This window comes from Streptomyces sp. NPDC051776 (assembly GCF_040681345.1).
Taxonomy (GTDB): domain Bacteria; phylum Actinomycetota; class Actinomycetes; order Streptomycetales; family Streptomycetaceae; genus Streptomyces.
This window is the reverse complement of record NZ_JBFAYQ010000005.1, coordinates 129,009-149,555: the sequence shown is the minus strand read 5'-3', so window position 1 is coordinate 149,555 and position 20,547 is coordinate 129,009. Positions and strand designations below refer to the sequence as shown.

Genomic DNA, 20,547 nt, shown 5'->3' with positions numbered 1-20,547 from the left:
GACCGTACAGGGACAGACACCGTTCCCGACCCGAAAGGACATGGTCATGAACCGAATCGCCAAGGCTGCCACGCTGACCGTCGCCGGCTGCGCTCTCGTCGTGGGCGGTGCGGGCGCCGCGATGGCGCAGGACACCGGCTACACGGACCACGGCAAGCGCTACAGCAAGGATCACGACCGCAAGGACGGTGACGACGACGGCAACAGCGCCCTGGCCCAGGCCGCGGCCATCGGTTCGTCCGGCTTCCTGAGCGGCAACGTCGTTCAATTCCCCATCAACATTCCGATCAACGCCTGCGGCAACACCTTCACCTACGGGCCTGGCGGCCTGAACCCGGCGATCGGCAACGCCTGCCACAACGGCTGACGCTTCGAGCCGCAACGCGCAACGGGGCCGCCGGAAGCGATCCGGCGGCCCCGCCCGCATGGTGCGGCCCGGCCGTGGAACGCGTACCGGGTCCGCGGTTCCATTTCCTGGAGGACTGATGGCAACCGACCGTCCCGAACCGCAAGAAGAAGAACTCGCCGCTCTGGACGCACACTGGCGAGCCGCCAACTACCTCTCGGCCGGGCAGATCTATCTGATGGGCAACCCGTTGCTGCGCGAGCCCTTGGCCGCCCAGCACATCAAGCCCCGCCTGCTGGGCCATTGGGGGACGACGCCAGGGCTGAATCTGGTGCACACCCACCTCAACCGGGTGATCGGAAACCGCGGCTTGGACGCGATCTGCATCTGGGGACCGGGGCACGGCGGCCCCGCCGTGATGGCCAACTCCTGGCTGGAGGGCAGCTTTTCGGAGACCTACCCGGACGTCGGGCGGGACGCCGAGGGCATGGGACGGCTGTTCCGCAGGTTCTCCTTCCCCGGCGGGATGCCCAGCCATGTGGCGCCTGAGGTCCCCGGATCCATCCACGAAGGCGGCGAGTTGGGCTACTCGCTCGCCCACGCGTACGGGGCCGCCCTGGACAACCCCGGCCTGCTGGTCGCCTGTGTCATCGGAGACGGCGAGGCCGAGACCGGGCCGCTGGCCGCCTCCTGGCACGCCAACAAGTTCCTCGACCCGGTGCACGACGGGGCGGTGCTGCCCGTTCTGCACCTCAACGGCTACAAGATCGCCAACCCCACCGTGCTCGCCCGCCTCCCCCAACCCGAACTCGACGAACTCCTGCGCGGCTACGGCCACGAACCCATCCATGTCGAGGGCGACGACCCGCTGCGCGTGCACCGCGCGATGGCCCGCGCCATGGACGACGCTCTCGACCGGATCGCCGTCAACCAGCGGGCGGCCCGCGAGGAGGGCGCCACGGAGCGGCCGCGCTGGCCCATGATCGTACTCCGTACGCCGAAGGGCTGGACCGGACCCGCCGAGGTGGACGGGCAGCCCGTCGAAGGCACGTGGCGCTCGCATCAGGTGCCGCTGGCCGGGGTCCGCGAAAACCCGGAACATCTGCGGCAGTTGGAGCGGTGGCTGCGCTCGTACCGCCCCGAGGAACTCTTCGACGACGAGGGCAGGCCCCGGCCCCAGGTGCTTGCGTGCGTCCCGGAGGGGACGGCCCGGCTCGGCGCCAATCCGCGGGCCAACGGCGGGATGCTGCTCCGGGATCTGCCCACCCCGCGCCTGGAGGAGTTCGCCGTCCATGTCGGCAAGCCGGGCACGGCGGTGCACGAGCCGACCAAGATCCTCGGGTCCGTACTGGCCCGCATCCTGGCCGACACGGCGGGCCGCAGGGACTTCCGACTGTTCGGCCCCGACGAGACCGCCTCGAACCGGCTGAGCGCGGTGTACGACGCGACCGGCAACGCCTGGCAGGCCGCCACCCTGGACACCGACGAGAACCTGGCGCGCGACGGGCGCGTGATGGAGGTCCTGTCCGAGCACCTGTGCCAGGGCTGGCTGGAGGGCTATCTGCTGACCGGCCGGCACGGCGTCTTCGCCAGCTACGAGGCGTTCGTGCACATCGTCGACTCGATGGTCAACCAGCACGCCAAGTGGCTGGAGACCTCGGGGAAGCTGCCCTGGCGGCGGCCGATCGCCTCCCTCAACTACCTGCTCACCTCGCACGTCTGGCGCCAGGACCACAACGGCTTCTCGCACCAGGACCCCGGATTCGTCGACCACGTCCTCAACAAGAGCCCCGACGTCGTACGGGTCTACCTCCCGCCGGACACCAACACGCTGCTGGCGGTGTCCGAGCACGTGCTGCACAGCCGCAACCACGTGAACGTCGTCGTGGCCGGCAAGCAGCCCTGCTTCGACTGGCTCTCCCTCGACGACGCCCGGGCCCACTGCGCGCGCGGTGCGGGCGTCTGGGAGTGGGCGGGCAGCGAGCACACGGGGCGGGAGCCCGACGTCGTACTCGCCGCGGCCGGGGACGTGCCGACCCAGGAGATCATGGCCGCCGCCGGTCTGCTCCGCCACCACCTTCCCGACCTCGGCGTCCGTGTGGTCAACGTCGTCGACATGACGACGCTGATGCCGAAGGACCAGCACCCGCACGGGATGACCGACGCGGAGTACGACGCCCTGTTCACCCGGGACCGGCCGGTGATCTTCGCCTACCACGGCTACCCGTGGCTGATCCACCGACTGACCTACCGCCGCAGCGGGCACGCCCAGCTCCATGTCCGGGGCTACCGCGAGTCGGGCACCACGACGACGCCGTTCGACATGGTGGTCCGCAACGACCTGGACCGCTACCGGCTCGTGATGGATGTCATCGACCGCGTGCCGGGCCTCGGCGTCCGGGCCGTCGGCGTACGTCAGGCCATGGCCGACGCCCGGGCACGCCACCACCTCTGGGTACGGGAGCACGGCACGGACCTGCCGGAGGTCGCGGACTGGACCTGGCCGGGCTGAGGCCCGAGCGCCTTCAGCCGGACGGCCGGGCCGCGTACATCCGGTTGATCTCGCCCACGTACGCCTTGACGATGGCGGCCCGCCGCAGCTTCAGCGAGGGCGTCATCAATCCGTCGGCCGCGCTGAACTCGGCGGGCAGGATCTCGAAGGCCCGTATCGACTCGGCCCTGGACACCGCGGAGTTGGCGGCCAGCACGGCACGCCGGACCTCCTCGCGCAGCTCCTCGTCGGCCACCAGAGCCCGGGCCTCCAGGTGCTGCTTGCGGTGCAGCCGCCGCCAGTGGTCGATGGCTTCCGGGTCCAGGGTGATCAGAGCGCTGATGAACGGCCGGTTGTCGCCGACCACGAGGCACTGGGAGACGAGCGGGTTGGCGCGCATCCGCTCCTCCAGGACCGCGGGCGCCACGCTCTTGCCGCCGCTGGTGATGATGATGTCCTTCTTGCGCCCGGTGATCGACAAGTAGCCGTCGTCGTCGAGGGTTCCGACGTCACCGGTGTGCAGCCATCCGTCACGCAGCACCGCCTCGGTGCCCGGACGGTCGTCGAGGTACCCGGCGAAGACCTGGGCGCCGCGGACGAGGATCTCCCCGTCCCAGGCGATGCGGACGGCGCAGCCGGGAAGGGGGCGCCCGACGGTGCCGAACCGTACGCGCCCCAGCGGCTGGGCCGTCACGCCTCCCGAGGTCTCGGTGAGCCCGTAGCCGTCGTAGATGGTGATGCCGACGCCGGCGAAGAGCAGCGCCAGATTCCGGTCGAGCGCGGAGCCGGCGCACATCGCGTACTTGGCGCGGCCGCCGAGCGCCGCCCGCATCCGCTCGTAGACGGTCCGATCGTACAGGGCGTGCTGGACGCGGAGCGAGGGGCTCGGACCGGTACCGGTGCCGAGTGCCCGGCGCTCAAGGGCCTCCGCGTACCGGACGGCGACCTCGACCGCCTTGTCGAACAACTCGACCCGGCCCAGCTCCTCGGCGGTCCTGCGGCCCCGCTGGTAGATCTTCTCGAAGACGTACGGCACGGCGTAGATGAAGGTCGGCTGGAAGGACCGCAGGGCGGGCACCAGCGTCCGGGTGGCGACCTCCGGCTGATGGCCTAGCCGGACGCCACCGCGTACACAGGCGACCTGCATCATCAGTCCGTAGATGTGCGACAGGGGCAGGACGGCGAGCACGGAGGGCTGGACACCGGGGTCGGCCAACAGCGAACCCCAGCCGGTGAGAAGGGTGTCGCAGTCGATCGCCAGGTTGGCGTGGGTGATCACGCATCCCTTGGGCCGCCCGGTGGTGCCGGAGGTGTACGTGATGGTCGCGGCCAGTTCGGGCTGCACCATCGAACGCCGTTGGTGCAGCAGGGCATCGGCGACGCCGCGACCGCACTCGGTCAGCTCTGCGACGCACCCGGCGTCCAACTGCCAGATACGGCGCAGCGGCAGGCCGTCGCAGACCGCCCCCACGGTCATGACATGGTCCTCGTGCTCGACGATGATGGCGGTCGCCTTCGAGTCGTAGAGGATCCAGTGGACCTGCTCAGAGGACGACGTGGGGTACACGGGCACGAGCTGGGCGCCGATGGTCCACACGGCGAAGCTGAACAGCGTCCACTCGTACCGGGTACGGGACATCAGCGCGACCCGGTCGCCGAAGCCGATTCCGTCGGCCATGAGGCCCTTGGCCACTGCCGTCACTTCCTGCCGGAAGTCGGCGGCCGTGACCGGGGACCACTCCGTGGAGGCGGGATCCGCGCGCCGGGAGAACTGCGTCAGGTCCGGCGCCCGTTCCGCGTTCTCGAACAGAGCGTCTGCGAGGCCGCCCACCTTGAGGGACTCCACCAGGGGAGGAAGGCCGAGTTCGCGCACTGCGCCTCCTTGCCCGGGCACGTGACGTGCCAGTCCTGCTCCACCACTTGGTGGCGGAGGAAAGCTACCCGCTGGTCAACCCGGTGCATAGAGGCGGGTCCGCAACAGGCGTGAGGACTATGTGGGTTTGGCACCTCGCGGACGGCGGGCTCGACCCGGTTCGGGTGTCGTGCCGGACGCCGGTTCGGATGCCCGGGGCCGTCACTCCGCCGTCTTCGGCCCGCTTCGCGCCGAGGCGGACTCGGCCGCCTTCTCCAGCTGGAACGCCTCGTTGCCCAGTCCGATGCGCGCATGCACCTGCGGTTTGACGGAGCGCAGGACGAGGCCGAAGCCGACGCCTGCGACCACCGCGGCCCCGATGATGCCGGGCAGGATCCAGCGCAGCGACGAGCCGGGGTCGGTACCCAGCAGGACGTCGAACTCCTTCACCGCGTACACCATGATCACCACAAGGGCCGCCCCGGAGACGGCCGAGCAGGCGATGCGCCAGGCCTGCACCCGCGCCGCCCCGCGCCGGACGAAGAAGGCGATGACCGCGGCGGACGCGGCCGCCAGAAGGACGATGACGCCGAGCGCGCCGACGTTGCCCATCCAGGTGAACAACTGCAGGACGGGGGCTGTGGGATCGCCCGCCGGCTTGTCGTCGGCGACCGCGAACGCGGTGACGACGGCGAGGGAGACGCCGGTCTGGAGCAGGGAGCCGTACGCGGGGGCGCCGCTGGACCGGCTGGTGCGCCCGAACGCCGAGGGAAGCAGCCCCTCGCGGCCCATGGCGAAGGCGTACCGCGCGACGACGTTGTGGAAGCTGAGGAGGCAGGCGAACATCCCGGTGACGAAGAAGATGTGCAGCACGTCCGTGAACCCGGCGCCGAGCCGCGCCTCGGTCAGGGCGAACAGCAGCCCCGGGCCCGCGTCCTGTGCGCTGCCCACGATCCGCGAGGGGCCCGCGGCGACGGAGAGCGCCCAGGAGCTGAGGGCGAAGAAGACGGCGACGAAGGCGACGACCAGGAAGACCACCCGGGCGACGACGATTTGGGGGCGGCTGGTCTCCTCGGCGTAGACCGGGGACTGCTCGAAGCCCACGAAGGCAGCGAGGCAGAAGACCAGGGCCGTACCGAGTCCGGCGCCGGTCAGGGTTCCGGGGTCGAACGCGTGCAGGGACAGGCCCTCGGGTGCCGGGTCGGCGACCGCGGCGAAGTCGAAGACGAGGACCATGAGAACCTCGATGAGCAGCAGCACGCCGAGCACCCGGGCGTTGAGGTCGATCTTCAGCCCGCCCAGGACGGCGATCAGCGCCACCCCCATGAGCGCCGGGATCCACCAGGCGACCGTGATGTCCAGGTGGTCCGCGAGCAGCCCGGCGATCTCGAAGCCGAAGATGCCGTACACGCCGACCTGCATCGCGCTGTACGCGACCAGGGCCACGACCGACGCACCGGCGCCCGCCGTGCCGCCGAGCCCGCGGGCGATGTACGCGGTGAAGGCCCCTGCGTTGTGGACGTGGCGGCTCATCTCCGCGTAACCGAAGGCGAAGAGCGCCAGCACGACCCCCAGGATCACGAACAGCAACGGCTGTCCGACGATGCCCATCACGGAGTATGTGGTGGGCATGACACCAGCGACCACCATGAGGGGCGCGCTGGCCGCGAGCACCGACAGCAGCAGCCCTGCCATCCCGATGCGGTCGGCGCGCAGCGCTCTGTCCTGGCCTTTGAACGTGCTGATCTCGGTGCTGGTGCCCGTCAGCATGCGGGGCGTCCTTCCGTGAAGGTGAGCTCGGCGTGGTCGGTCGGTGCGAAGCCGGGGCGCAGTGCGCTATGCCGAGCCGAGTGCGGCACGGCGCGCGGCGCGGAATGCTTTTTTCGGGTCGCGGTCGGGATACGACCAGGGCACGGCCGTGGCGTGCGACCCGATCCGGTTGAACAGGGCGGCCGCTTCGGCCAGCCGTCCCTCGTACACCTTGGCCTGCGCGAGGTAGTTGAGGTCCACCGTCTTGCGGGGGTGGTCCTCGGCCTCCCACTCCAGCCACCAGTCGAAAGCGGCCTTCATGGCCTGCCGCGCCCTTCGGGTGGACCAGTGGCCCGAGCGGGCGGGGTCGGAGGGCTCGATCCCTGCCTCGGCCAGGACGCGGTAGCGCTCGGTGTGCGCCACGACGGGCAGCACGGCGAGCGGGGAGTCCGCGGGCGCCTGCTCCGCCGCCCAGGAGGCGAAGTCGTACACCTCGTGGAGCGGGTCGTCCCTGTCGCCCTGTTGGCGCTCGGCCAGGCATGCGGTCATCAGGTGGTGGGCGTGGTGGTGGTCGCGGTGGCGGCCGCGCACCTGGTCGAAGACCTGAAGCCGCTCCTCGTCCGTGCCGGTGCGGCGGACGAGGATCAGCAGGGCGAGCCACGGCGTCGGGTCGGCGGGCGCCATGCGCGCCGCGGCCCGGCATGCCTCGCGCGCCTGGTCGGGGTGCGCCTTGCCGCGCAGCGCCCGGGAGACGGTGGCGCAGGCGAACAGGGCGGAGGCGCAGGCGCTGTCGGGCTCCGCGAGGAGCCAGTCCTGGGCCCAGGCAGCGCTCGTGGGCGTCTCACCGAGGACGACTAGCCGGTGTCCGCGGCGCTCCCAGTCGTCACCGGTCCTGGCCAGCAAGGACCGTACGTCGCCCCATCTGCCGTGGGCGAGGGAGTCGCGCGCCTTGGCGAGTTCGCTGTCGTCGAATGCGGGGTCGAAGCTCAAGCCGTCCCTCGGCCGGCCCCGGCCGAGGGGAGGTGGAGGGGGAGTCATCCGCGAGCTTCCTCCACGGCGCACGCCACTTTCTGCCCCCTTTGCGGGGCGTCTTCGCGCGGTCACGACGACTGCGGTCCGGCGGGGCCGGTCGTACCCCGCCCATCGTCCCAATGATCACGCACAGCAAACCGGTAGTCACTGGTCCGCGTCAAGGCCGGACCGTAACTCCATAAGCTCCTCAACACGCCGCGATATCCGGATTGTTGCCGGTGTCGCCCCTGTGAACAGGGGCTTTGACAGGACGGCACACCCATCGCAGCCCGGTCTGGACATCTGGCGACGGACAGGGGATCGCGGGCCCGGGCGCCCCTCCCCGGCTAGCCGACCGCCTTCGCCGCCGCCCGCCCCGCCGTGCGCCCGGAGAAGAGGCAGCCCCCGAGGAAGGTGCCCTCCAGCGCGCGGTAGCCGTGCACGCCCCCGCCGCCGAACCCGGCCGCCTCACCCGCGGCGTACAGACCCGGCAGCGGCGTCTCCCCGGCCGAACCCGGAGCCGAATCGCCTTCCAGGACACGGGAGGAGAGGTCGGTCTCGAGGCCGCCGAGGGTCTTGCGCGTGAGGATGTGCAGTCGTACGGCGATCAGCGGGCCGGCCTTGGGATCGAGGACGCGGTGCGGGGCTGCGGTGCGGATCAGCTTGTCGCCCAGGTAGTTGCGGGTCCCGCGCATGGCCATGACCTGAAGGTCCTTGGTGAACGGGTTGGCGATCTCCCGGTCGCGAGCGCTGATTTCGCGGCGCAGCTCCGCCTCGTCGATCAGCGGCTCCTCGGTGATCGCGTTCATGCCGCGGACGAGCGCTGGGAGGTCCTTCTCGACGACGAAGTCGGCGCCGTGCTCCATGAACGCCCTGACCGGGCCCGGCACGTCGGAGCGCGCCCGGTCGATCACCCCGCGGATGCTGCGGCCCGTCAGATCGGGATTCTGCTCGGAACCCGAGAGCGCGAACTCCTTGCCGATGATGCGCCGATCGAGGACGAACCAGGTGTAGTCGTAGCCGGTCTTCATGATGTGCTCGAGCGTGCCGAGCGTGTCGAAGCCGGGGAACAGCGGCACCGGGAGCCGCCGCCCGCGGGCGTCGAACCACAGCGACGACGGACCGGGCAGAATGCGTATCCCGTGCTTGGCCCAGACAGGGTTCCAGTTCTCGATGCCCTCGGTGTAGTGCCACATACGGTCACGGTTGATCATGCGCCCGCCCGCGGCCTCGACCAGGCCGAGCATCTCCCCGTCCACGTGCGCGGGCACGCCCGAGAGCATGTGCTTCGGCGGAGTGCCGAGGCGTTCGGGCCAGTTCTTCCGTACGATGTCGTGGTTGCCGCCGATGCCGCCCGAGGTCACGATGACGGCCTGGGCCCGGAGTTCGAATGATCCGGTGACCTCGCGGTTGCTCGCCTCGCCGCGCTCCGCGTCGCTCGGTGCCAGCACCTCACCGCTCACAGTGTCCACCGCCCCGGCCGTGCGCGACAGCCCGGTGACGCGGTGGCGGAAGCGCAGATCGACCAGGCCGCGCGAGGCCCCGGCACGCACCCGCCGCTCGAAGGGCTCGACCAGGCCGGGGCCGGTTCCCCAGGTGATGTGGAAGCGGGGCACGGAGTTGCCGTGCCCAGTGGCGCCGTAGCCGCCGCGCTCGGCCCAGCCGACGACGGGAAAGAACCGGACGCCCTGCGCGTGCAGCCACGTCCGCTTCTCCCCCGCCGCGAAGTCCACGTACGCCTCGGCCCAGCGGCGCGGCCAGTGGTCCTCGACGCGGTCGAACCCCGCCGTGCCCAGCCAGTCCTGGAGGGCGAGATCGTGGCTGTCACGGATGCGCATCCGGCGCTGCTCCGGCGAGTCGACGAAGAACAGCCCGCCGAAGGACCAGTGCGCCTGCCCGCCCATCGAGACCTCGGGTTCCTGGTCGAGCAGGATGACGCGGCGGCCCGCGTCGGCGAGTTCGGCGGTGGCGGCCAGACCAGCAAGCCCCGCTCCGATCACGATCACATCAGCGTCGTACGCCATCGAATCCATCCTCGTCGGAGCGCGGCAGGTGAACGGTCGACCACTCGGGTTACTGCTGCGTAGATCTTCTGGACACTCGTTCACCGCGTCAACCTCCCGTACGCGGGCGGCCTGCGTCCCCGGGCGGCTTGCGGCGCGGCCGGGGCAAGCGGCGCGGTCTGCTTGGATGGCGGGCATGGCTGAGCAGCAGGAGCCGCGCTCCGCAGGGGAACTGCTGGACATCGTGGACGAAGCGGACCGGGTCGTTGGGCAAGCACCGCGCGGCGAGGCGTACGCGAACAATCTGCGCCACCGCAGCGTCTTCATCCTGGCGCGGGACGCCGAGGACCGGATCTTCGTGCACCGCAGAACCGCGGACAAGCTCGTCTTCCCCTCCCTGTACGACATGTTCGTCGGCGGCGTGGTCGGTGCGGGCGAGACGTACGAGGAGGCGGCGCTGCGGGAGGCGGAGGAGGAGCTGGGCGTCTGCGGACTCCCCCGGCCCGTACCGCTGTTCAAGTTCCTCTACGAGGCGCCCGGCCGCAGCTGGTGGAGCTATGTCCACGAGGTTCGCATCACGGGGCCGGTCGACCCCCAGGCCGAGGAGGTGGCCTGGCACGCCTTCCTGACCGACGAGGAACTGGCGGAGAGGCTGCCGCAGTGGAGCTGGGTGCCGGACGGGCTGGAGGCGTACCGGAGGCTGCAGGAATGGAAGGGCCCCCGGACCGGGGCGGAGGGGACGAGTCCGCCCGGCCGGTAATGTGCCGACCGTGATCATCTCCGTTAAGGCCCTGCCCCGGAAGGTGCGGGCGGCCGTCGCCGGGACGCGGCTGTGGTTCGCGCCCGAGCGGATCGCCGAGGCGGGCGGGACACCCGACTACCGTTTCTCACTGGCGAACGAACGCACCTTTCTGGCCTGGCTGCGGACGGCCCTCGCGCTGGTGGCCGTGGGCTTCGCGGTCGCGCAGTTCCTGCCGGATCTCCACCGGACCCTCCGTGTCACGCTCGCCCTGGTGCTCCTCGCGGTCGGCGCGCTCTCTGCCGTACGAGCCGTCAACCACTGGGCGCGCTGCGAGCGCGCCATGCGGCGCGGCGAGGACCTGCCGGTCTCCCGTTTCCCCACCCTGCTGGCGCTGGCGATCGGCGCGGTCGCGGCGGTGATGGTCGTCGCCGTGGCCGCGGGCTGGGCCGGCTGATGGCAGCCGCAGGACACGGCGGCGAGGGAGAAGGGGGCAGGGGCGGGGCGGGCGGCGGAGGGGCCGGGCGAGGCGCGGCGCCCCGACGCGATCCTGGTCTGCAGCCGGAGCGCACGCGCCTGGCATGGCGGCGTACGACACTCACGTATGTGGCGGCCGGGCTGCTCGCCGCGCGCGAGGTGCTGCACGGCGCGGGACCGCTCCGGGCGGCCGTGACCCTGGCGGTGGGCGCGCCGGTGCTGCTGGGCTTCCTTGCGGTGGCGCACCGACGCATCCGGGCCCTGGACGCGTCGTGCCCGACCGCGCTGTCCGCCCGTACGGCCGCCGCGGCTGCGTCGTGTGCCATCGCGCTCGCGGTCCTGGGCGCGGCCGCACACGTCGTCGACGCGTGACCCGGATCGGCCAGGCGGTGCGCGTCCGGCCGGAGTTGGAGCCGGGTCGCGGCCCGGTGCGCCCGCGCAGCCGGGAGATCTGGGCCTCGGCATCTACGGGAGCCGGGGTGGCGGTGGCGCGGAAAAGGGGTGGCGGGACGCGGAAAAGGGGTCGCGGGGCGCGGAGCCGGGATCGCGGGGCGCGGAGCCGGATGTCGCGCACTAGCCTGGGCCGGACAGAACGTTTTCCGGATGAATCCGACGACTTCCCGACGACGACCGCGCCGGAGGTGTCCATGGCCACGAAACGCCGCCGTACGCAACGCGCCGTGCCCCTGGTCGTCGTCATGGGCGTCACCGGCTCGGGCAAGACGACGATCGGTGAGCGGCTCGCCGAGGAGCTGGGCCTCCCGTACGCGGAGGCCGATGACTTCCACCCGCCCGAGAACATCGCCAAGATGAAGGACGGCACACCGCTTGACGACGCCGACCGGGTCCCCTGGCTCGACGGGATCGGCGACTGGCTCGCCGGTCACGCCGCGACGGGCGGAGTCGTGAGCTGCTCAGCGCTCAAGCGGTCCTATCGCGACCGGCTGACGGAGACCGCGCCGTCCGCGTGCTTCATCCATCTCAACGGGTCGTTCGAACTCATCGCGCACCGGCTGGCGGACCGCAGGGACCACTTCATGCCCGCACGGCTGCTGCGCTCGCAGTTCGCCGACCTGGAGCCCCTGGGTGACGACGAGAACGGGGCGGCGATCCCCATCGAGGGCACGGTCGAGGAGACCACGGCCCTGGCGCGCGACGCGCTGCCGTCCTGACGACACCCGTTGCGCCCGGGCAGGCCGCCCCTCTCCGAACCGAGGACGAGCGGGCGGAGGGTGGCAGGCGGCAGACGGGAGACGGCAGACGAGCACCGTATTGAGCCGGAAGCGGCGCGCGACGAGGATGGACTTTCGACCTTCCCTCCCCGGCCTGAGCAGGGCAGCCGTCCACGGCACGACCGATCGACGCGCTGAGCGCGGGCGCTGAACGCGTGGATGCGTGAGGGGGGTGTCACTGCCCGGAGATGCCGGCCCACTGGACTCCATACCGACTGGTCGGCATGATGAGAGACAGTCGATGATTGTCTCCCCACGGAGGAGAGTGCCCGATGAGCAACGATCACCCGCCCGGACTCGATCTGGAGCGGCTGCGCGGCCACCTGGACCGCGAACGCCCCGGCCTGGTCCGGGGGCCGCTCGGTGCCGAGCTGATCGAGGGCGGCCGGTCGAACCTCACGTACCGGGTCACCGACGGCGCCTCCCGCTGGGTCGTCCGCCGGCCACCGCTGGGGCACGTCCTCGCCACCGCGCACGACATGCGCCGCGAGCACCGCGTCATCAGCGCCCTGCAATCCACCGCCGTGCCGGTCCCCGAGGCGCTGCTGCTGTGCGAGGACGACTCCGTCATCGGGTCACCGTTCTACGTCATGGAGTTCGTGGAGGGCACCCCGTACCGGACCACCGGGCAACTGTCGGCGCTCGGGCCCGAGCGCACGCGCGGTGTGGTGCTCGGCCTGGTCGACACCCTCGTCGAACTGCACGCGGTCGACCCGGAGACGGTCGGGCTCGGGGACTTCGGACGCCCGGAGGGCTTCCTCGACCGGCAGCTCCGCCGCTGGGGCAAGCAGCTCGACGCCTCGCGCGACCGCGAACTACCGCGCATCGACGAGCTGCACGCCGCGCTCGGCCGCGCCCTCCCCGTCTCCCCCGCCCCCACCGTCGTCCATGGCGACTACCGCCTCGACAACGTCCTGGTGGACGGGGATGACCGGATCCGCGCGATTCTCGACTGGGAGATGTCCACCCTCGGCGATCCTCTGACCGATCTCGGGCTACTGGTGATGTACAGCCGCCGGGTCGACGTCGCCGAGTCCCCGGTCTCGACGACCGCGGGCGCGCCGGGGCACCCGGAGCCACGGGAGCTGATCGAGCGGTACGCGGCCGGCTCCGGACGCGATGTTTCGGCCGTCTCCTGGTACGAGGCGTTCGCCTGGTTCAAGCTCGCGGTCATTCTCGAGGGCATCCACTACCGCTTCACGCTCGGGCAGACCGTCGGCGCGGGCTTCGACCGCATCGGCGAGCTCGTCCCCGTCTTCATCGACAACGGCCTCACGACCCTTCAGGAGAGCTGAGAAGCCATGGACTTCGCATTCGACGCCCGCACGGAGGAACTCCGCGCGAAGCTCCTCGACTTCATGGACGAGCGCGTGTTCCCCGCCGAGGCGGTGGCCAAGGAGCAGCACGCCCGGCTTTCCTCGCCCTGGCTCACGCCGCCCGTCTTCGAGGAGCTGAAGGCCGAGGCCCGCGCGCGGGGTCTGTGGAACCTCTTCCTCCCGGACTCCGAGTACGGCGCCGGGCTGACCAATCTGCAGTACGCCCCGCTGGCCGAGATCACCGGCCGAAGCCCGCACCTGGCACCGACCGCCCTGAACTGCGCGGCGCCCGACACCGGCAACATGGAGGTGCTCGCCCAGTTCGGCAACGAGCAGCAGCGCAAGCAGTGGCTGGAACCGCTGCTCGCCGGCGAGATCCGGTCGGCGTTCGCGATGACCGAGCCCGACGTCGCCTCCTCGGACGCGACGAACATCGAGACGCGGATCGAGCGGGACGGCGACGACTACGTCATCACCGGCCGTAAGTGGTACATCTCCGGCGCGATGAACCCCAACTGCCAGATCTTCATCGTGATGGGCAAGACGGATCCGGACGGCGAGGACATCCGCCGCCAGCAGTCGATGATCCTCGTCCCTCGCGACACCCCCGGCCTCCAAGTCCGGCGCGCCATGCAGGTCTACGGCTACGAGGACCACTTCCACGGCGGGCACGCGGAGGTCGTCTTCGACAGCGTCCGCGTCCCGGCGGGCCACCTGATCGGCGAGGAGGGCGGCGGCTTCGCGATCGCCCAGGCCCGCCTCGGCCCGGGCCGTATCCACCACTGCATGCGCCTGATCGGCATGGCGGAGCGCGCGATCGAGCTGATGTGCCGCCGGGCGGTCTCCCGTAGGGCGTTCGGCAAGCCGCTGGCACGCCAGGGGCAGGTGCAGGAGTGGATCGCGGACGCGCGGGTGGCTGTCGAGCAGCTTCGGCTGCTGGTGCTGAAGACGGCCTGGCTGATGGACACGGTCGGCAACAAGGGGGCGCACACGGAGATCCAGGCCATCAAGATCGCGACACCGCGTACGGTCGTGGACATCCTGGACCAGGCCGTGCAGCTCCACGGCGCGGGCGGCGTCAGCCAGGACTTCCCGCTCGCCGAACTGTGGTCGGGAGCGCGTACTCTCCGCCTGGCCGACGGCCCGGACGAGGTCCACCAGCGTTCGCTGGCCCGCCGCGAGTTGAAGCGCTACGCGTAGCCGCGCGCCGCGGGCGGGACGACCCGGTCGTCGTCCCGCTCGCGATGCGGGTCTGCTCCCCGACCTGACGGCCGCGGGCCGCCCCTCCGCTACGGCCTCAATGCCCGGAGCAGGAGGTCCGCCAGGTGGTCCGCCACTTGGTGGGGGGTCATCGGGCCCGCCGGGCGGTACCACGTCGAGAGGTGGTGGACCGAGCCGAAGTGGTAGTCCACCACCAGGTCCGCCGGTGTCGCCGTGCTGAAGACGCCGCTCTCCTGGCCCTCCTCGATCAGCGCCCGGAAGCGCTCGTGGTAGCGCCGCCGCTCCGCGCGGACCTGCTTGTGCTTCTCCGGGCTCAGGTGGTGCATGGAGCGCCAGAAGATCGACGCGTCGTCGAGGTTGTCGATCGTGGTCACCACGACGTCGGCAGCCGCGTCGCGCAGCCGCTGCTCCACGGGGGCGTCGGCGTCCGCGAAGGCGTCCAGCCGCTCCTGCTGGAGCCGCAGCACACGGCCGTAGATCTCGTGCAGCAGATCGTCCTTCGAGCCGAAGTAGTGGTAGAGCGCGCCTTTGGTCACGCCCGCGGCCTCGACGATGTCCTGCACGGAGGTCCGGTCGTAGCCCCGTTCCGCGAAGAGGCGGGTGGCGGCGGCCAGCAGCCGCTGCGGGACGGGGCCGCCGTCTCCGTCCGTCGTTCTGGCCATTGCCGCCACCCGCCTTTCGTTCGTTGCCGACACTCTCCGGCCGGTCCGTGCCCGCTATGCGCGGGATCGCAGTTCCCGCCGGAGGATCTTCCCACTTGTCGTCTTCGGCAGCTCCGGCAGGATCTCCACATCGCGCGGATACTTGAATGCCGCGAGCCGTTCCTTGCAGTACGCGGCCAGTTCCTGCGGTTCTGCCTCCGCACCCGGGCGCAGGCTGACGTACGCCTTCACCGTCTCGCCGCGGTAGGCATCGGGCACACCGACCACTGCCGCCTCGCGCACGGCCGGATGGGTGTAGAGGACGTCCTCGACCTCGCGCGGCCACACCTTGAAGCCGGACGCGTTGATCATGTCCTTCTTCCGGTCGACGACGTACAGCCAGCCCTGCTCGTCCATGAAGCCGATGTCGCCGGTGCGCAGCTCGCCGTCCGGAAGGGCCTCCGCACTGGCCTCCGGCAGACGCCAGTAGCCCGGCACGACCATCGGGCCGCGTACCGCGATCTCGCCCTGTTCGCCGAACGGGACGTCCTCGCCGTGGTCGTCCACGATCCGCACCACCGTGTCGGGCCCCGGTACTCCGACGGACAGTGTGCCCGACGCCGGGTCGACCGGGGCCTCGCGCTGGGGCGGGACGCTGGCGCAGGGGGCGGTGCACTCGGTGAGCCCGTAGCCGTTGCGGATGTACGGGCCGAAGCCCGCCCGGAACTTCTCGACCAGCGCGGGCGGGAGCGGCGCTCCGCCGGAGGAGATCATCGAGAAGGAGGCGAAGTGGTCCGGGGTGCAGTCCGGGTGGGCGGCCAGGGCCATGAAGGCCGTGGAGGGACCGACGGTGTAGGCGGGCCGGTGCTCGGCGAAGGCGTCGAGGACGACACCGGGCTCGAAGCGGTAGGCGAGGGCGAGCGTGCCGCCACTCGCGAGGCAGGCGCACAGTTCGCAGACCATGCCGGTGATGTGGAAGAGCGGGGCGAGCCCGAAGTAGGTCGAGCCTTCGGGCAGATCGAGGCCGGTGCGCTGGCGTTCCGCGTTGTATGCGATGTTGCCGTGGGTGTTCATGGCGCCCTTGGGGGTGCCGCTGGTGCCCGAGGTATAGCTGATCAGCGCGATGTCACCGGCGGAGGGCTCCCGGTCCGCAGGTGCCGGGGCGCCGCGGCGGGCGGCCTCGAGCAAGTCCTCCGCGCCGGCGGGCACCGGTATGCGCTCGCCGCGCAGGACGCGCTCGTCGTTCCTTTTCTGCAGGTCGAACTCACTGGTCGTCAGCACGATGCGGACGGGCGAATCCTCGGCCGTGGTGCGCAGATACGACTCCCAGGCCCGGTCCGCGCAGACCAGCGCGGTCACCTCGGCGTCGGCGAGGACGTGTGCGACCTCCCGTTCCTTGTACATGGGGTTGACCGGTACGACCGTTCCGCCCGCCTTCCACGCCCCGAGCACCGCCAGCGCGAACTGCGGAACATTCTGCAGGACGACCGCCAGCCGGTCGCCGCGCCCGAAGCCGCGCCCGGCGAGGTGTCCGGCGAGGGCGTCGGACAGCGCGTCGGCCTCCTCGTAGTCGATCCGCCCGTCGAAGTAGGCCAGCGCGGTGGTTGCGGGGTGGGAGCGTGCCCGTTCGCGGAAGGCGTGCAGGACGGTCTCGGGCGGGGTGGCGGGGGCACGCTGGGCGTCGGTGAGCAGGGACAGCCAGGGCCGGGCGGCGTAGACCGAGGGGGTCACCGGGCGGCCTCCCACTTCTGCTGAACGTGGTTCATCCGGTCGAGCCAGCGGTCGTTCTCGGTGGCGCGCGCCACGTAGAAGCCTGCGACCTCGGCGTGCGGGAGGACCAGGAAGCGGCCCTCGGCCATCGCGTCGAAGAGGGCGTCCGCGACGTCCTCGGGTTCGATGGCGGTGGGGGCCAGTACGATCTCGCCCGCGCTGCCGGCCGCGGTCAGCATGTCCGTACGGACCCCTTGGGGGCAGATCGCGTGCACCTCGATGCCCCGGTGGCGATAGGTGAGGGAGAGCCACTCGGCGAAGGCGAGGGCGCCGTGCTTGGTGACGCTGTACGGCGCCGCTCCGATCATGGTCAGCAGCCCGGCCGCGGAGACGGTGGACACGAAGCGCCCGCGGCCCCGTTCGAGCCATGCGGGCAGCAGTGCGCGCGCCGCTCTGACGTGGGCCATGACGTTGACGTCCCAGGCGGCGGCCCACACGTCCTCGTCGGCGTCCTCGTCGCCGCCCGAGGCGAGCCCGGCGTTGGCGCAGTAGATGTCGACGGTTCCGCCCAGCGCGTCGCGGGCGTCGGCGACGATGCCGGAGGCGTCGCCGGGGACGGCCGTGCCGCCGATCTCCTCGGCGACGGCCTTGGCCCTGTCCGCGTCCAGATCGTTGACGACGACCCGGGCGCCCTCCGCGGCGAACCTGCGGGCGAGCGCCGCCCCGATCCCTCCCCCGGCTCCGGTGACGACGACTCCGGCATCTTCCAGCGTCTTTCCGTCGGTCACGTCGCGGCTCCTTCGACTCGGCTCAGGCACGGCTCGATCGCCACAGACTAACCAGTCGGTATGTTGCCACGGAAGAGGGGGCCACGGCCTGCAGCGGTCGTTCCGCCCGGCGGCCAGGGGCGCTAGCGTGCGCGGACATGTCGACTTCTGCGGAATCGAATCTGTCCAGACGGAGACTGCTGGCCGCCACTGGCACCGCGGGGGCCCTCGCGGTCGGGGTCGGTCCGGCATCGGGGGCCGAGCGGTGGCGCGGCGGGGGCGGGGAATCAGCGGGCGGCGGCCACGGACAAGTGCGTACGGGCTTCGACCGGCTGGCGGCGTCGGGCTACCGGCTGCTGAACGGACAGCGCGTGGGCATGGTGACGAACCCGACCGGCATCACCTCGGACGTCCGCCACATCGTGGACGTCATGCACCCCGACGACCGGGTGAATCTGACCGCTGTCTTCGGCCCCGAGCACGGTTTCCGCGGCACGGCCCAGGCCGGTGGATCCGAGGGGCGCTACGACGACCCCGCTACGGGGCTTCCGGTCTTCGACACCTACCAGAAGAGCGGGCAGGCACTGGCCGACATCTTCACCGAGTCGGGCGTGGACACCGTCGTCTTCGACATCCAGGACGCGGGCGCGCGCTTCTACACCTACATCTGGACCCTCTACGACTGCATGGTCGCGGCGGTGCTCGCGGGCAAGCGCGTCGTCGTCCTGGACCGCCCGAATCCGGTCACCGGGCGGGACGCGTACGGCCCGGTGCTCGACAAGGCCTACGCGACCTTCGTCGGGCGCGAACCGATCGCCCAGGCGCACGGCATGACGGTGGCCGAGCTGGCGTTGCTGTTCAACGCCGAGTTCGTGCCGGGGGCCGCCGGGCGGGCGGCCGATCTGGAGATCGTGGAGATGTCGGGCTGGCGTCGGAGGGACTTCTACGACGCCACCGGCCTGCCGTGGGTGCCGCCGAGTCCCAACATGCCGACGCCGGATACCGCACTCGTCTACTCCGGCACCTGCCTGTTCGAGGGCACCAACCTGTCCGAGGGGCGCGGCACGACCCGCCCGTTCGAACTGCTCGGCGCGGACGGCATCGACCGCCGGTGGGCCAAGGCCGCGAACGAGCTGGACCTGCCGGGTGTCCGCTTCCGCGAGGCGTACTTCACGCCCACGTTCTCGAAGTTCCAGGGCAAGACCGTGGGAGGCGTGCAGCTCCACGTCCACGACCGGGAGGCGTACGACCCGGTGCGCAGCGGCATCGGGCTGCTGGTCACCGCGAAACGGGTGTGGAGCGGTTTCGCCTGGCGTGAGGACAAATGGATCGACAAGCTGACCGGTTCGGCGACCGTCCGCACGATGATCGACGGCGGAACTGACCCGGACGAGGTCGAACGGGCCTGGCGGGAGCGGCTCGCGGACTTCCGGGCCGTACGGAAGAAGTACCTCAGGTACCACTGAGCGGGGCCCGCGCACGACGGACCCCGCTCAACCAGCGCTGTGTCCCCTGGGGAGTCCGGTCCCGGACCGGGCTCCCCCCGGCTGTGCGTCGGTACTCTCGTCACTCTCGTCGCGGGACGGGAGGCTGAGTCGCGGCCGCGGTCTCGCCCGCCGTACGTGCTGCTGGCCCGTACGGGCCTCAGCTCCGCCGGGTTCCGAAGCTCTGCGCCCAATAGCGTCCGTTGGGGCCGCCCTCGCGGACGCCGACGCCGACCTCCTCGTAGCTGCAGTTGAGGATGTTGGCCCGGTGTCCGGGGCTGTTCATCCAGTCCTGCGTGACCTCGGCGGGGCTGGCCTGGCCGCGCGCGATGTTCTCCCCGATGGCGGACCAGCCGTCGTACCCGGCCCGCACGGCGCGCGTACTCGGGCGCGAACCATCCGGAGCGGTGTGGGACAGGATGCCGGACTTCGCCATGGTGTCGGCGTGGCCGCCCGCGGCCTGCGAGAGCCTGCGGCTGACGCGCAGCGGCTGACAACCGGCCTGGGTCCGCTTGGCGTTGATGAGCCGGACCACCTGGCGCGCCGCACTTCGCAGCACACCGGACTTCTGCTTCGCTTCCGTCGCCCGGCCGTTGGCGGGTGACTTGGCGTCGGCGATGGCGGACGCGGACCCCCCGTCCAGGACGGCACGGGAGGTCTTGGGCCTGCTGGAGGGACGACGCTCGTGCTTGCGCGGGGCCCTGGGCTTGGCGGCCGGGCGGCGCTCGTGCTCCCGTGGTGCCCTGGGCCGCGCGGAGGGGCGCCGCTCGGGCTCCCTCGGCGGCTCGACGTCGGCGGACGGGGTCCGGGCGGGCTGCTCCGCGGCGGGCCGGTGGTTCGGCGTCCGGCCCTGCGCGGCCTGGGAGTCCTGCTGAGCTGGGCGGGACTCCGGTTGCGCGGGTTTCGACGGCTGCTGAGCCACCGGCTCCGGCGCTGCGGGCTGCGACTGCGGCTGCTGATCGGAGGACTGCGCCGGGGGCTGCGCGGGCTGGGCCTGCGGTGCCGAGGGCTGCGACTCCGACGACTGCGACTCCGGGGTCTGCGCCTGTTGGTGCGCAGGTCCGCTTTCGGGCCGAGACGCTGACGCTGTACCGGACTCCGCCGACGGATCGCCGGGCCGCCCGGTCTCGCGGTCCAGCTCCCACATCTGGTCCCACGTCCACACGTGGGAGACCGAACCGTCCTCCGGCGGATGGTCGTCACCCGCGCCGTCGTGTGCGGCACCGGTCACGTCGGCCTCGGCGGATCCGTCCTGCTGCCTCGGCCGGTCCGGCTCCCCCGGTGCGCCGGGCAGACCGGCCTCATCACCGCCCGCCGCGGCGGGTGGCGGATCGGTGGCGGTCCAGGCGTTGCCCGCGGGCAGACCCAGGGTCGCTGCCAGTACCGCGGCGGGCACGACGAACCGCAGCCGCGCTCCGCCTCTGCCGCACCCACGTCGCGGACGTACTCGGAGAGGGCGCTGAAAGCCGGTGTGGAAGTCCATGGTCAATGGGTACCTGAGCGGCATG

General features: G+C 71.4%; 17 protein-coding genes. 9 read left to right on the top strand and 8 right to left on the bottom strand.

Going from position 1 to position 20,547, the window contains the following annotated elements; all coding sequences use genetic code 11:
- Positions 1-46: 46 nt before the first annotated feature.
- Both AB0M26_RS06690 and AB0M26_RS06685 read left to right on the top strand, forming a co-directional pair.
- Entirely contained in the window at positions 47-367 is a 321-nt protein-coding gene (locus AB0M26_RS06690) for a chaplin (RefSeq protein WP_365255550.1), read from the top strand.
- A 118-nt stretch (positions 368-485) separates the two neighbouring features.
- Positions 486-2,858 (top strand): phosphoketolase family protein, encoded by a 2,373-nt coding sequence (locus tag AB0M26_RS06685; RefSeq protein ID WP_365255547.1) that lies wholly within the window; start codon positions 486-488, stop codon positions 2,856-2,858.
- 13 nt (positions 2,859-2,871) lie between these two features.
- Here the strand turns inward: AB0M26_RS06685 and AB0M26_RS06680 are convergent, their stop codons facing one another.
- From AB0M26_RS06680 to AB0M26_RS06665, 4 genes are all read right to left on the bottom strand, one after another.
- On the bottom strand, positions 2,872-4,710 hold the full coding sequence (locus AB0M26_RS06680; protein ID WP_365255544.1) for an AMP-dependent synthetase/ligase: 1,839 nt from the start codon (positions 4,708-4,710) through the stop codon (positions 2,872-2,874).
- A 201-nt stretch (positions 4,711-4,911) separates the two neighbouring features.
- Positions 4,912-6,459 carry an APC family permease gene (locus tag AB0M26_RS06675; protein ID WP_365255541.1) on the bottom strand — a complete coding sequence of 516 codons (1,548 nt, stop codon included), beginning with the start codon at positions 6,457-6,459 and terminating at the stop codon, positions 4,912-4,914.
- A gap of 66 nt (positions 6,460-6,525) precedes the next feature.
- The gene (locus tag AB0M26_RS06670; protein WP_365255538.1) at positions 6,526-7,476 is read right to left on the bottom strand and encodes a hypothetical protein; all 951 of its coding nucleotides are present in this window, start codon (positions 7,474-7,476) and stop codon (positions 6,526-6,528) included.
- A gap of 320 nt (positions 7,477-7,796) precedes the next feature.
- Positions 7,797-9,473: an FAD-binding dehydrogenase gene (locus tag AB0M26_RS06665; RefSeq protein WP_365255535.1), complete on the bottom strand. Its 1,677-nt coding sequence runs from the start codon at positions 9,471-9,473 to the stop codon at positions 7,797-7,799.
- A 175-nt stretch (positions 9,474-9,648) separates the two neighbouring features.
- On the opposite strand from AB0M26_RS06665, the gene AB0M26_RS06660 reads away from it, so the two are divergent.
- The 6 genes from AB0M26_RS06660 (at position 9,649) to AB0M26_RS06635 (ending at position 14,416) form a co-directional block, all read left to right on the top strand.
- On the top strand, positions 9,649-10,212 hold the full coding sequence (locus AB0M26_RS06660) for an NUDIX domain-containing protein (RefSeq protein WP_365255532.1): 564 nt from the start codon (positions 9,649-9,651) through the stop codon (positions 10,210-10,212).
- 16 nt (positions 10,213-10,228) lie between these two features.
- Entirely contained in the window at positions 10,229-10,648 is a 420-nt protein-coding gene (locus AB0M26_RS06655; RefSeq protein WP_365255870.1) for a DUF202 domain-containing protein, read from the top strand.
- On the top strand, positions 10,648-11,040 hold the full coding sequence (locus AB0M26_RS06650) for a DUF202 domain-containing protein (protein ID WP_365255529.1): 393 nt from the start codon (positions 10,648-10,650) through the stop codon (positions 11,038-11,040). The genes AB0M26_RS06655 and AB0M26_RS06650 overlap by 1 nt, the downstream gene beginning before the upstream one ends.
- 275 nt (positions 11,041-11,315) lie before the next feature.
- On the top strand, positions 11,316-11,840 hold the full coding sequence (locus AB0M26_RS06645; RefSeq protein WP_365255526.1) for a gluconokinase: 525 nt from the start codon (positions 11,316-11,318) through the stop codon (positions 11,838-11,840).
- A 332-nt stretch (positions 11,841-12,172) separates the two neighbouring features.
- Complete coding sequence (locus AB0M26_RS06640; RefSeq protein WP_365255523.1) at positions 12,173-13,195, top strand: phosphotransferase family protein; 1,023 nt, start codon at positions 12,173-12,175, stop codon at positions 13,193-13,195.
- A gap of 6 nt (positions 13,196-13,201) precedes the next feature.
- Positions 13,202-14,416, top strand: a complete 1,215-nt coding sequence (locus AB0M26_RS06635) for an acyl-CoA dehydrogenase family protein (protein WP_365255520.1) — start codon at positions 13,202-13,204, stop codon at positions 14,414-14,416.
- Between the two features lie 89 nt (positions 14,417-14,505).
- Here the strand turns inward: AB0M26_RS06635 and AB0M26_RS06630 are convergent, their stop codons facing one another.
- From AB0M26_RS06630 to AB0M26_RS06620, 3 genes are read right to left on the bottom strand one after another with little or no spacing between them, the layout of a single operon-like run.
- The gene (locus AB0M26_RS06630) at positions 14,506-15,099 is read right to left on the bottom strand and encodes a TetR/AcrR family transcriptional regulator (protein WP_360850743.1); all 594 of its coding nucleotides are present in this window, start codon (positions 15,097-15,099) and stop codon (positions 14,506-14,508) included.
- 54 nt (positions 15,100-15,153) lie between these two features.
- The gene (locus AB0M26_RS06625) at positions 15,154-16,809 is read right to left on the bottom strand and encodes an AMP-binding protein (RefSeq protein ID WP_365255516.1); all 1,656 of its coding nucleotides are present in this window, start codon (positions 16,807-16,809) and stop codon (positions 15,154-15,156) included.
- A complete protein-coding gene (locus AB0M26_RS06620; protein WP_365255867.1) occupies positions 16,806-17,558 on the bottom strand; it encodes an SDR family oxidoreductase in 753 nt (250 codons plus the stop codon). The genes AB0M26_RS06625 and AB0M26_RS06620 overlap by 4 nt, the downstream gene beginning before the upstream one ends.
- A gap of 155 nt (positions 17,559-17,713) precedes the next feature.
- On the opposite strand from AB0M26_RS06620, the gene AB0M26_RS06615 reads away from it, so the two are divergent.
- Positions 17,714-19,021 (top strand): DUF1343 domain-containing protein, encoded by a 1,308-nt coding sequence (locus tag AB0M26_RS06615; RefSeq protein ID WP_365255513.1) that lies wholly within the window; start codon positions 17,714-17,716, stop codon positions 19,019-19,021.
- A 178-nt stretch (positions 19,022-19,199) separates the two neighbouring features.
- Here AB0M26_RS06615 and AB0M26_RS06610 read toward each other — a convergent pair whose 3' ends face one another.
- The gene (locus AB0M26_RS06610; protein WP_365255510.1) at positions 19,200-20,435 is read right to left on the bottom strand and encodes a CAP domain-containing protein; all 1,236 of its coding nucleotides are present in this window, start codon (positions 20,433-20,435) and stop codon (positions 19,200-19,202) included.
- Between the last annotated feature and the right edge of the window lie 112 nt (positions 20,436-20,547).